The sequence below is a fragment of the Acinetobacter sp. GWC1_38_13 genome (assembly GCF_001767535.1).
In the GTDB taxonomy this organism is placed as follows: Bacteria; Pseudomonadota; Gammaproteobacteria; order Pseudomonadales; family Moraxellaceae; genus Acinetobacter; species Acinetobacter junii.
In genome coordinates this window covers 1-13,351 of sequence record NZ_MELG01000079.1, presented here as the reverse complement: position 1 = coordinate 13,351, position 13,351 = coordinate 1, and the positions used below count along the sequence as shown (strand labels likewise).

Sequence of the window (13,351 nt, the reverse complement as noted above, 5' to 3'; positions counted from 1 at the left end):
GAGAGTTATAAAAACTCTCTATTAAAAATGCTTACATTGAAATAGTTTGTTTAAATTTTTTCAAGTAATACACCAGACTCAACATGATGTGTAAAAGGGAATTGATCAAACATAGCAAACTTCTGAATGCGGTGTGTTTGTGTCAATATTTTTAAGTTATCGTGTAGCGTGTCTGGGTTGCAAGATATGTAGATAACACGTTCAAAACCTTGTAACAGCTTGAGCGTTTCGTCATCAATGCCTGCGCGTGGTGGATCAACAAATACAGTGTCAAAGTCATAGCTTTGAATATCAATTTCAGCTTCTAATAAACGTCTAAATGTACGTTCACCTTGATAGGCTTGGGTAAATTCTTCAGCTGATAAACGTGCTACTTGAATATTATCAATTTGATTCTGCTCAATATTCCATTGCGCTGCATGAACTGATGATTTAGCAAGTTCAGTTGCAAGAACGCGTTTAAATTTCAGAGACAGTGGTAGAGTAAAGTTACCATTACCGCAATACAGTTCTAGTAAATCTTTTTGAGCACCTTCCGCAGCATCACAAGCCCATTCAAGCATATGTTGGCAGACTTGAGCATTAGGCTGGGTAAAGCTGCTTTCAATTTGTTTGTATTTGAAAGTACGTCCATGAACATTAAGTTGTTCAACAACGTAATCATCTCCAATAATGACCTTTTGACCGCGGCTACGTCCCATAATTTTAATATTTAATTTATCAGCAAGTGCTTTTGCTGCACTTTCCCATTCTGCATCCAAACGGCGATGGTAAATCAGCGTTACCAACATTTCGCCACTTAAAGTGGATAGGAAATCTGCTTCAAAAATACGTTGCGAAAGAATCGGAGTTGCTTTTAATTCTTCTAGTAGTAGTGGCATTAAATTATTGATACTGCTATCAGCAATCGGGAAATCATCGATACGAATAACAGCTTTTTGCTTACCATCTTCAGCACGTTCAAACATGGCATAAAACAAATCATCTTCAGTGTGCCAAATACGGAATTCCGCACGCATACGAAAATGTTGCTCAGGTGATTGAAATACTTCTAAAGCAGGGGGATTGAACGGTGCAAATTGTGCGGTGATTCGTTCAACTTTCTCTTGAAGTTGCTGTTGGTAAGATACGGTCATAAAAAGAAAACTGTAGGTAAAAACTAAAGGGGAATGGTATCAAAAAAAGCAGTAAAAGGTGCAGGGAAATTATGATTATCCCTGATTTAAACGAATTGGTTTCATTACATGATGGTGTGGAAATTTTTGTAAAAACCATTTGTCTTAAAATTAGAAAATAAAAACCCGAACCATGTAGAACATGGTTCGGGCTGGGATGAGGAACGACTGAAGTTCCGCAAGAGACTTAAATTAGTCTTCAGATAAAGTCATTAAACTCGCATTACCGCCGGCAGCAGCGGTATTTACACTAATAGCTCGTTCAATGACTAGACGTTCTAGAGGAATCTGCTCATCTGTCTTGAGATGAGTAATGCCCACGATTGCTCCAGAACGGTTCGCAATTTTCGTTTGCAGTTCAGTTAATTGTTCAACTGAACCATGATGTAAAACAGCATCAAAAGCATCTTTTTCGATGTCTGAAATCACTTTAATTGCTGCTAACACATCTTTTGGTAAAGATTTCTGATGCTTAGCCAAGAAAGCATTATCTTTAGTAACAGCAGCAGTACTGCTTACTGCGAAAATCGCTAGTAACTGCTGTAACTGGCTCGCTTCATCATTTGCGATAGAAAGCACACGATGACGAGGTAAGATAATGTATTGGTTACTTTCACCAGTAGGACCTTGCAACTCATAGAATTTACCAACGCCAAATGCAGGAATCGTTGGAATTGCTTGAGGCATATTTTGCTTAGCCCAAGTTAATAAGTTTTGGTAAGCAACATTTGAAACTGCTTCAAAAGTTGAAACTTCTGATTTAACAGCAAATGGTGTTGCTAAGACTTTTTCAGAACAATGTTCCATCAAACGATACATATATAATGGACCGCCTGCTTTAGGACCTGTACCAGATAAGCCTTCACCACCAAAGGGTTGCACGCCAACAACTGCACCAACGATATTACGGTTGATATATAAGTTGCCTACTTCTGCGCGTTGGATGACAGTATTAATCGTTTCATCAATACGTGTGTGTAGACCCATCGTTAAGCCGTAACCTTTTGCATTGATGCGATCGATCAATTGCTCAAGTTCACCATACTTATACGTGATGATATGCAACACTGGACCAAATACTTCACGCTCTAAATCATCAAGATTTGGTAATTCGATCGCTGTTGGTGGAACAAATGTACCTTGAGCAAGTGCTTGTTGGCTTACAGCATCGTTAAACATCAATTGATGAACAGGGTAGCCCTTTGATTTCATCTTTTGAATGTGATTATCAATGGTTTGTTTTGCTTCAGTATCAATTACTGGTCCAATATCAGTTTTTAAGATAGCAGGATTACCTACGATCAACTGTTTCATTGCACCTTTCAACATTTTCACAACTGTTGCAGCACTATCTTCTTGAACACATAAGATACGAAGAGCAGAACAACGTTGACCTGCACTATCAAATGCAGAACTTACCACATCCAATACGACTTGTTCGGTTAATGCAGATGAATCAACGATCATGGCATTTTGACCACCTGTTTCCGCGATTAACGGAATTGGTTGACCATTCGGAGATAAGCGTTTTGCCACAGTTTTTTGCAAGATTTTTGCAACTTCTGTAGAACCTGTAAACATGATGCCTTGGATACGATCATCTTGGCTCAATTGCGCGCCAACTGTTTCACCGCGACCAGGTAAAAGTTGAACCGCACCACGTGGTACACCAGCTTCCCAAAGCATTTGAACTGCTTGAGCTGCAATCAATGGAGTTTGATCAGCTGGTTTTGCAATCACACAGTTGCCGCTTACTAACGCAGCTGCAATCTGACCCGAGAAAATCGCAAGAGGGAAGTTCCATGGGCTGATACACAAAACTGTACCTAATGGCTTCACTTGTGCATTTGCAGGTAAGTTTTCAATTTGAGTTGCGTAGTAACGTAAGAAGTCTACTGCTTCACGTACTTCTGCAATCGCATTGGCATAGGTTTTACCACTTTCACGGCAAAGTAATACCATCAATTCTTGGATGCGAGCTTCCATCAAATCCGCAGCGCGTTTTAAGCAAGCTGCTCGTTCAGTTTTATTTGTCGCAGCCCAACTTTGCTCTGCTTGTACTGCTGCTTCTAGTGCAAGTTGTACATCAGCGCTGGTTGCCTCGTTTACATAACCTACGATTTCACTATTTTGTGCAGGGTTTGTAATTGCAAGAGCATTACTTTGATCATGGACTGTTGATTCAAATCCAAGTAATGGTACGCTTTTCCACACGTGATTACGAAACTTTTGGGCTGTAGCATCTAAGTCTGCAAGCGGTGTGTCGTTGTTTAAATCGAAACCATTTGAGTTTGGACGCAACGGATATAAATCATGCGGAAGAGGAATAGCAGGATGTTTTAAACCAAGCTGACCTTCTTCTTTTGCAGCAGTTTGAATATCTTTGATAGGTGATTGAATTAAATCATCTACTTTCAATGTTTTATCTGCAATGCGGTTTACAAATGAAGTGTTTGCACCATTTTCAAGTAAACGACGAACTAAGTAAGCCAATAGAGTTTCATGATTACCAACTGGCGCATACACGCGACATGGAATACCAAGTTTACCGTCTTCTTTTGAACCCACAACTTGTTCATACAGTGGTTCACCCATGCCATGTAAGCATTGGAATTCATATTGACCAGGATAGTATTTGCTTGGATCAGCTAGATTGTAGATCGTTGCAAGTGACTGTGCATTGTGTGTTGCAAATTGCGGATACACTTGATCAGGTGCAGCAAGAAGTTTTTTCGCACAAGCAATGTATGACAAATCTGTATGCACTTTACGTGTGAACACAGGGTAGTCAGTCATACCTTCAATTTGAGCTTTTTTAATTTCGCTATCCCAATATGCACCTTTCACTAGGCGAATCATCAGACGTTTGTTACTGCGTTTTGCAAGATCAATGATGTAATCGACAACGAAGAAACAACGCTTTTGGTAGGCTTGGATAACAAAGCCAATGCCTTTCCAGTTTGCAAGTTTAGGTTCGAAGCATAGACGCTCTAACATTTCCAAAGAAATTTCTAAACGTTCCGATTCTTCAGCATCGATGTTTAAACCAATATCATAATGCTTAGCTAAACATGCGAGTTCGAAAACTTTGTTATAAAGTTCATGGTGAACACGACTGATTTGCGAGCGTTGGTAACGAGGATGCAATGCTGAAAGCTTGATAGAAATACCAGGACCATCATATACGCCACGACCATTAGATGCTTTACCAATCGCATGAATCGCTTGGGTATAGTCGTTGTAATAGCGTTCAGCATCGTGATCTGTGAGCGCAGCTTCACCTAACATGTCATAAGAGTAACGGAAACCTTTATGTTCAAGTGGCTTAGCATGTTCAAGTGCTTCTTCAATAGTTTCACCAGTAACAAACTGTTCACCCATCATACGCATAGCGACGTCAACCGCTTTACGAATAATACCGCGACCACTACGTGCTAATAAGCCCGTTAATACACTCGATAAACTTGTTTGTTTTGGAGTTTCCATTAACTTTCCAGTTAACATCAAACCCCAAGCAGCAGCGTTTACGAACATGAGGCTACTTTGACCTACGTGCTCTTTCCAGTTGCCTTGGTTGATTTTGTCACGAATCAAAAGATCACGTGTCGCAGTATCTGGAATACGAAGCAATGCTTCTGCTAAACACATGAGTGCCACACCTTCTTGAGAAGAAAGTGAGAACTCCTGAAGTAAACCTTGCACGATACCTGCTTTACCAGCAGAACTTTTGCGTTCACGTAGATTATTCGCTAGATCAAATGCAAGTTCATAAATTTTTTGATCGAGATCTGGTGAGATGTTTGCGGCTTCAGCAAGTTCAGCGACAGCTTCAGGTTCAGCACGTCGCCAAGCTGTATTAATGCGTTGCTCAAACTCACTTTTTTCTTTAAATTCGGTGATATAACCACCGTCGTTGTGAGCTGTGTCCATTTGTGCGGGAGTATCCAAAGTATTCATACTAAATTCCAATAACAATCTCTAGAACATATTGAGTAGAGAGGTTTAGATAATTTATGATTACAGAATAAAACCCGAGTAACTCACTATATTTAGTCCATTTTTTAGAGGAAAATTCAGTTGAATGGCCCTATTTCTACATTAGATCGAACAGATCTAAAAATTCTGGATATTCTTCAAACAGATGGAAGAATTTCTAACAGCAAATTAGCTGAATTAGTGAACCTATCTCCCACAGCCGTCATGGCTCGTGTGCAGAAGCTTACAAAGGATGAATTTATTCTAGGCTATGAAGCAAAGCTTAATCCAGCGAAGCTTAATGCGAATTTTTTAGTATTTGTTGAGGTACTGTTAGATAAAACGACCCCAAACGTACTTGATGATTTTATTGATGCAGTAACGCAATACCCTGAAATCGTGGAATGCCATATGGTGAGTGGAGGCTTTGATTTTCTAATCAAATTGCGCAGTGCCGGGATGGAGGAGTTTCGCCGCATTGCAGGGCAGATTTTGTGGCAGTTACCTGGTGTCAAAGAAACACGGAGTTATCCCGTGATGCAGGTTGTGAAGGATAGCTCGAAGATAAAAATCAAATCGAGGACAAAATTTTGAATCAAAAAAAGGGGCTTTAAAGCCCCTTAAATTTTTGAAGAATTATTTCATGTCTCTAGCATAGATTTCTTCAGCTTGTTCAAAGCGGCTAGTAACATTTGCATTTGGTGCTTTACCAAGCAAACTTACAACCACGATGCTGACAAATGCGAATGCGAAACCTGGAATAATCTCGTAGATGCCTGTTTCACCGAAGAAGTTTTTCCAAACAATCACGGTAACTGCACCGACAACCATACCCACAAGTGCACCGTTCAATGTCATACGCTTCCAGAACAATGAAAGAATAATCAAAGGACCGAATGCTGCACCGAAACCAGCCCAAGCATAAGCAACCAAACCTAAAACTTTACTGTCAGGGTTTTGAGCTAACACCAGCGCAAGTAATGCAACTGCAAGTACCATTGCACGACCAATCCAAACGAGTTCTTTTTGAGACGCATTTTTACGGATAAAGCCTTTGTATAAATCTTCAGTCAAAGCACTTGAACATACTAGTAACTGACAACTTAGCGTACTCATAATTGCAGATAGAATTGCAGCTAAGATTACACCTACAACCCAAGGGTTGAATAAGATTTTTGTGAGTTCCATGAATACTGTTTCATGGTTACCTGCTACCGCGGCAGCAAGTTCTGGGTGTTGCTGGAAGTAAGCGATACCAACGAAACCTGAACCAACAGCACCAGCTAAACATAGAATCATCCAAGTCATACCGATGCGACGAGCTGCTGGAATAGATTTTACTGAGTCAGCTGCCATGAAGCGTACAAGAATGTGAGGTTGACCAAAATAGCCTAAGCCCCATGCTGCTGCTGAGAGGATCGCAACAAAACTTAGATTCGAGACAAAGTCGTAAGCATGTGGGCGAGCAGTTTCTACCAAAGCAGTAAATTCTTCTGCGCCAATTCCTAATGACATGTATGTCACAATTGGAAGAAGCAATAAAGCGAAGATCATTAAACCTGCTTGGAAAGTATCCGTCCAGCTGATTGCTAAGAAGCCACCAACACACACATAGCCAATTGTTGCAAAAGCACCTAACCATAAGGCAGTTTCATAAGGCATATGGAATAGTGTTTCAAACAATCGAGCACCAGCAACCATGCCTGAAGCACAGTAAATTGCAAAGAAAACCAGAATGATCAACGCAGATGTGACACGCAAAATTTTCTTCTGATCATCAAAACGACCAGTGAAATAATCTGGTAATGTTAGTGCATTATTCTGTACTTCGGTATGAACGCGTAGACGTCCAGCAACCAAATACCAGTTAAGCCATGCACCGATGATTAGCCCGATCGCAATCCATGATTCTGATAATCCAGTCAAGTAAATGGCACCAGGTAAACCCATGAGTAACCAACCACTCATATCCGATGCACCAGCAGATAAAGCGGTGACAAAACTACCTAGACTACGTCCTCCGAGAATATAATCATCTAGGTTTTTGGTGGAGAAATAGGCGTATAAACCTATACCGAGCATGGCAAGAATATATACCACGAACACAACAACGGTGGGATTTGAAAAATTCATAATGGATGCTTGTCCTTACATATCCATAATTTTGCAATCACATCTGAATAGCCAAAAATGATTTACTATTCTAATAAGACTGATAAGGTCACAGATTCAATCACGAATGATTTTTAAAAAACTGTTATAATTATGTATCTAAATTGTATTGTTTGTGTAATTTAAATTAAGTGTATGAATCTTAATTTCTTTATTAAATAAATTAGACTTTTTTATCATAACAAATGTATTTTATTTGGGTGAAAAATATTCAAAATATTCATATCTGTTACAAATCTGAAACATTTACTTTTAAAATTAAAAAAATATACGAGAAGCATCGGCTTTAGTGGCTAATTTGAGTCCAAGTTTTGCAGTTTATTATCTCAAAATGCTTATATTTTGAACTGAAAATTAAGGTTTATGACTAATATTCTGAGTTTTTAAGATAATCAAAATGCTTATGCATAAGTTTTTATAAAGTTTTAGATGCTAAACATCATGGTTTTGCTTGTGATAGCTTAGCTATTTATAGTTATTTTAGAACGATATTTATTCATCAATTGTTAGCTTTAGTAAAAGGGCTTAGCCATATCAAACTTTTTATATTTATCTAATAAAAAACCCAGTGATCAAACACTGGGTTTTTTAAAATAGAATCGAAAATTACAAACCTGATTCATACTCTGTATTTGAAAGTAATTTTTCAACATCAGCCATATTGTCTGGTTTGATTTTGTATATCCAACCTTTTCCATATGGCTCTTCATTGACAAAGTCAGGATCATCTTCAAGTGCAGTATTTACTTCAACCACAGTTCCTGAAATAGGAGCATGGATGTCAGAAGCTGTTTTTACAGATTCAACAATACCAGCTTGTTCAGTAGCCGTAACTTGGCTGCCAACTTCTGGAGTTTCTACATATACTAAATCACCTAACTCATCTTGAGCATGATCAGTAATACCTGTAACAACAAGGTCACCCTCGATTCTTACCCATTCATGCGTGCGCGCATATTTCAAATCTTCTGGATGATTCATGACAACTCCTTAAAAATCTGTCTCATCATTTTTGTTTGGCTTTATACAGGTTTTTCAATAAAAACAAAAGCATCAATAAATGATGCACTGAAAATATTACAAATATGGGTCTTTACGCCAATTACTCGGACTACGACCACTCCAACGTTTGAATGCACGACTGAAGTTGGCAACGTCAGAATAACCTAATTCATCTGCAATTTGTTCCAAACTATAGTCTGTTCGGGAGAGTAGTGAAGTCGCATGACGATATCGAACTTCATCGACTAGTGTTGAAAAAGATGTTCCTTCAGCAGCCAATTGTCGTTTGAGTGTACGGTCAGACATATGAAGACGTTCTGCAACACTCTCAATACTTAAATAGTGTTGCTCTGAATTGGTTAAAATATCACGAACACGCATCGCTAGACGACGACGCTCACCCAATGCTGATAATTCAGATTCACATTGGTTAATTGCGATTTGGCTTGCGATTGGATCAGCATTCACCATTTTCAAACCAAGATATTTTTTATCAAAACTCGATATTAAATGTGGCTGGTTAAAACGGATCGTACTATTCAACTTGTCTTTATATTTATCAAAACCTTCTGGTTCTGGAAAATCTAGATCCACTTCACCTTGAAGATCTTCAATACCAGTTAATGCCTTTGCCATGGTCATGATGCCAATCGTCAGTCCTAGAATAATCTCCGTTCTGAGTGGCTCTACATCAATATCACATTGCAGTTGAAGGGTCGCTTTGGGACCAAAAGTCGAGAAATAAAGTTGTAAAAAAGGTAATCGTAATTGGATGAAACGACTCGCAAGAGCAATCGCATCAGTAATGTCATGTGCGGTCATAATGGCATAGCCAATAAAACCGTGAATTGAAATACGCATCTGTGTGCCTAAGTGAAAGCCAAGCGTACTTTCACCTGTCAGGCGTAATGCATGTTTTACTAATTCGTTTGCTACAGGTGTTGGAATTCTATAGTTTGGATCTGCTAGAAGTTCGCTAGTCAAATGAAATGGAGCAAATAAAGTTTCATCGTTGTATCCCCAACGTGAAACTACATCTAGTAGCAATAAGCCGTAAACGCCTGGTATTCCTTGATCTTGACGAGTTGAGGTTGTTTTCATGTGCTTTCCGTGGCGCTCATCAATTTTTGCCCATATCTTTTAAACATCTAGGTCTCGAACATATTTGCATGAAATAAAAGATTGAATCATAAAAATTGTTGGACAAGAGAGTCACCTAATGTTCAAAAATCAAGAAGGTTTTCTAAAAACCATAATTTTGGTAGTAGATATTAATAACACATCACCGTGTTGGTTCAAAGCCTGTGTTACGTAGCTGACGATACCACGATCATTTTTGGTTTTTGATGGCACAATTGCAGTAATTTCAACTTCCACATGGATTTTATCGCCAACCCGTGTTGGCCTTGGCCAACGTAAACTTGACTCTGAACCCAGTAAGCCGCCTGCAATAGGGAAACACTCAGTCCAAAGACGCATCGTTACGGCTGATGTATGCCAACCACTTGCAGCTAAGCCTTGAAAAATTGGATGTTGAGCTGCTGCTTGTTCATCGAGATGAAAGGGTTGAGGGTCGTATTGACTTGCAAACTGTTTAACTTCTTCAAGTGTCATTTCATACTCACGACTGATGAAACGATCTCCAATTTTCAAATCTTCTAAATACAACATTATTCTTTATCCTGCTGAGTTACTCGTTGCTCAACAAGAAAACCGCCTGTTTGACGTTTCCATAGTTGGGCATACAAGCCATCATTTGCAATGAGTTGCTCATGTGTGCCTTGCTCGACAATTTTGCCTTGATCAAGAACAATGAGACGATCCATTTGTGCAATAGTAGATAATCGGTGCGCAATTGCAATAACCGTTTTGCCTACCATCAAGTCATTTAAACTGCTTTGAATTGCGGCTTCAACTTCAGAATCTAACGCGCTGGTTGCTTCATCAAGTATCAAAATAGGGGCATCTTTGAGGAAAACCCTCGATATTGCAATACGTTGGCGTTGTCCACCTGATAGTTTGACACCACGTTCACCCACATATGCATCTAAGCCTACAAAACCTTTTTGATCACTTAGTTGAGGAATAAACTCATCAGCCTTAGCTTTTTTAACTGCTTGATATACTTCATCAAGGGTAGCGTTTGGTCGACCATATTTAATATTTTCCGCAACAGTTCGATGTAGTAGAGAAGTGTCTTGGGTTACCAGTGCGATATTTGCACGGAGACTATCTTGAGTCACTTGATGGATATCTTGACCATCGATAAGAATACGACCCTGATGAATCGAATAAAAATGTAGAAGCAGTTGGATTAACGTTGATTTTCCTGCTCCTGATCGACCGACAATGCCAATTTTCTCACCAGGTTTGATGGTTAGATTAAAGTGATCAATAACGTTTTTGTCGTTATATGCAAAACTGACATTTTCAAAACTAATTTCACCATGAGGGACTTTGAGTTCAGTGGCATCAGGTTTGTCTTGAATCTCGATTGGCTTACCTAAGGTTTTCATACCATCTTGAATGGTACCTACATTCTCAAAAAGCATGGTGACATGCCACATGATAAACTCAGCTAAGCTATCAAGTTTAAGTACCATTGCGGTTGTGGCCGCGATTACGCCTAGTGCAGCTTGACCTTCGGTCCAAAGCCAAACAGATGTACCAATAACACTAATAAAAAGAAATGCGCTAAGAAGACGAATACAGATTTGATATTTGACGGCCAATCGCATTTGCTTATAAACAGTCACCATGAACTCTTTCATGGATTCTTTTGCATACTGGCTTTCACGACCAGCATGTGCAAACAATTTCACTGTTTGAATATTGGTGTATGCATCAGTAACGCGTCCTGTCATCACAGCTCGTGCATCGGCTTGCTCTTGAGAGACGCGACCTAGTCGAGGAATAAAGTAGCTCGCAATACCGATAAATAATGCTAACCATAAGAGTAATGGAACAATGAGTACAGGCGAAATTGAGCCAAGTACAAGACTAATCGTAATGAAATAGATAAGTACATAGACCAACATGTCGCCTAAAATCATCCAAAATTCACGCACAGCTAAAGCTGTTTGCATAACTTTGGCAGAGAGTCGACCTGCAAAATCCGTATGGAAGAAATCTAAACTTTGTTGTAAGAGTAAATTGTGAAAGCGCCAACGCATACGCATTGGGAAATTACTAAATAAAACCTGATGTTTAATAATTGATTGAATACTTACAAAAAATATATTCGCAAATAAAATGCTAATAAGGATAGTCAGATTCTGTTGATTTGTTGCTAGAAAGGTATCTGGTTGGCTTTTACTGAGCCAATCAACCAGTTTTCCGATATATGAAAAAAATAAAGCTTCAAAACAAGCAGCAGCTGCAGCACATAAAATCAGTAAAAATAAAAAAGGTCGAACGCCCTCAGTGGCTTGCCAAACAAAAGCAAAAAATGTAGTTGGTAATGGTTTGTTTAAGTCTTTTGTTGGATAAGGATCAACTAATTTCTCAAACCATTGCAACATCTAAACTTTCCCCTTGACCCAAAGTACTAACTCAACTTCAACCTGTAGCATATCAGAAAAAATGTATAGAAAATCACAAAAGGCAAAAATGATAACGAATGGTAAAAATTGATAAAGTTATAGCCCGTAATTAAGTGAAACTAAATTTACCATTTCGAGGGAGGAAAGATAATTTAAAGTCTACTTTAAATTATCTTTTTTGTTTTGATTTAAACTTAAACCTTAACTGGCTTTTGAGCGATGGTCTTGTTGCTCAAAGAACTTGACGGCAGGAGATTGAGCCATATATGCCAATGCTTGTTCTGTATTGCCTTCATCGACAGGATTAAACTTTGGCGAAACCCAGCGTAGCGTTGCTTTCCACAAATATTTAATCGTAGGAAGATGGTCTGTTTGAGTTGCAGTTTTTTCAAACTCGCGAATGAAATTAAAGAAACTTTGGCGAACGAGCTTTTGCATTTTCTCATTCTCTAAATCTTGAGTTGCTAAACCACGGGCAAAATCAGCAAGTAGATAAATGAACAGAGGAAAGATTACCATCATGATCGCTTGACGAGATAGATAGAAGCCAAATTTATTTTTTACAAGATGCTCAAATAAATCATAGGCTACACAACGATGTTCTACTTCTTCAGCTAGGTGCCAACGAAACAAATCAGCCATCGCTGGGTCTGCTGAATCCCAAGATTTGCTTTCTAGTGTCCATTGACCAATAGTTCCAGTGAAATGTTCAATCGCTGCGATAATACCAACACGGAATAATAACCAATATTCTTCAAGCGCTTTATTTCTAAGTATTGGAAGTCCTAAAGGCTTGTCACCTAAAAGTATATTAAATAAGAAGTGGGCACGATTTAGTTGATCTTGAACGTCGTAGCCATTTTCCCTTAAAAAATCTTGTACATTTTCATGTGCGCGAGCATGAGTCGCTTCTTGGCGAATAAATCCAATAACATCTTCTTTTAATTTTTCATCTTTTATCAGAGGGAGGGCTTTATTAAATACGCGACAAAACCAAAATTCACCAGCTGGCAAAAGCATGTTGATCCCATTTGCCACATGAGAACAAAGCGGATCATTTTCCATCCAGCAGACAGAAGATTCTGAAAAATCGAAATGTACTTTTCTTGCTTTAATTTGGTGGTTTTCTAAGATCATACATGTCACCCAAAAGGAATTACGAATTTTTTTGATGAATTATTTTTAGCATTGCATCAAGTTGCATACCATGTGCTTTGAGGACGAATAAGCATGATCTTGAAGTATCAAATGATAAATAACTGCAAAGTACTTCTAAAATCACTGTTTCATATAGTTTAACTTTTCGCATTTTGTTTTATTAAAACTAAACAATAAAAACCAAAATTGATTCATCAGAGGGGTATATACTGAGAGTGAAATACAAGAACTGAATAGGGTAAAGAATATGTTGTTAAAGTTTACGGTTCGATTTGTCGCTGTTTTATTTTCAGTCTTAATTATTACAGCACTTTCAATTCACTTTTT

The 13,351-nt window shown here is 38.6% G+C and carries 9 protein-coding genes; 1 reads left to right on the top strand and 8 read right to left on the bottom strand.

Going from position 1 to position 13,351, the window contains the following annotated elements; genetic code table 11:
- Positions 1 to 50: 50 nt before the first annotated feature.
- Both trmA and putA read right to left on the bottom strand, forming a co-directional pair.
- Complete coding sequence (gene trmA, locus A2003_RS07725; RefSeq protein ID WP_286687119.1) at positions 51 to 1,136, bottom strand: tRNA (uridine(54)-C5)-methyltransferase TrmA; 1,086 nt, start codon at positions 1,134 to 1,136, stop codon at positions 51 to 53.
- Between the two features lie 231 nt (positions 1,137 to 1,367).
- On the bottom strand, positions 1,368 to 5,132 hold the full coding sequence (putA, locus tag A2003_RS07720; RefSeq protein WP_286687118.1) for a trifunctional transcriptional regulator/proline dehydrogenase/L-glutamate gamma-semialdehyde dehydrogenase: 3,765 nt from the start codon (positions 5,130 to 5,132) through the stop codon (positions 1,368 to 1,370).
- 120 nt (positions 5,133 to 5,252) lie between these two features.
- On the opposite strand from putA, the gene A2003_RS07715 reads away from it, so the two are divergent.
- Entirely contained in the window at positions 5,253 to 5,744 is a 492-nt protein-coding gene (locus A2003_RS07715) for an Lrp/AsnC ligand binding domain-containing protein (RefSeq protein WP_004915403.1), read from the top strand.
- 42 nt (positions 5,745 to 5,786) lie between these two features.
- Here the strand turns inward: A2003_RS07715 and putP are convergent, their stop codons facing one another.
- The 6 genes from putP to A2003_RS07685 form a co-directional block, all read right to left on the bottom strand.
- Positions 5,787 to 7,283: a sodium/proline symporter PutP gene (putP, locus tag A2003_RS07710; protein ID WP_004954704.1), complete on the bottom strand. Its 1,497-nt coding sequence runs from the start codon at positions 7,281 to 7,283 to the stop codon at positions 5,787 to 5,789.
- Between the two features lie 645 nt (positions 7,284 to 7,928).
- Complete coding sequence (gene gcvH, locus A2003_RS07705; RefSeq protein WP_004915409.1) at positions 7,929 to 8,303, bottom strand: glycine cleavage system protein GcvH; 375 nt, start codon at positions 8,301 to 8,303, stop codon at positions 7,929 to 7,931.
- Between the two features lie 96 nt (positions 8,304 to 8,399).
- Positions 8,400 to 9,425: an AraC family transcriptional regulator gene (locus A2003_RS07700; RefSeq protein WP_004954701.1), complete on the bottom strand. Its 1,026-nt coding sequence runs from the start codon at positions 9,423 to 9,425 to the stop codon at positions 8,400 to 8,402.
- A gap of 129 nt (positions 9,426 to 9,554) precedes the next feature.
- On the bottom strand, positions 9,555 to 9,995 hold the full coding sequence (locus tag A2003_RS07695; RefSeq protein ID WP_004954698.1) for a MaoC family dehydratase: 441 nt from the start codon (positions 9,993 to 9,995) through the stop codon (positions 9,555 to 9,557).
- On the bottom strand, positions 9,995 to 11,845 hold the full coding sequence (locus A2003_RS07690) for an ABC transporter ATP-binding protein (RefSeq protein WP_112986622.1): 1,851 nt from the start codon (positions 11,843 to 11,845) through the stop codon (positions 9,995 to 9,997). The genes A2003_RS07695 and A2003_RS07690 overlap by 1 nt, the downstream gene beginning before the upstream one ends.
- A gap of 222 nt (positions 11,846 to 12,067) precedes the next feature.
- On the bottom strand, positions 12,068 to 13,003 hold the full coding sequence (locus A2003_RS07685; protein WP_112986623.1) for a metal-dependent hydrolase: 936 nt from the start codon (positions 13,001 to 13,003) through the stop codon (positions 12,068 to 12,070).
- Between the last annotated feature and the right edge of the window lie 348 nt (positions 13,004 to 13,351).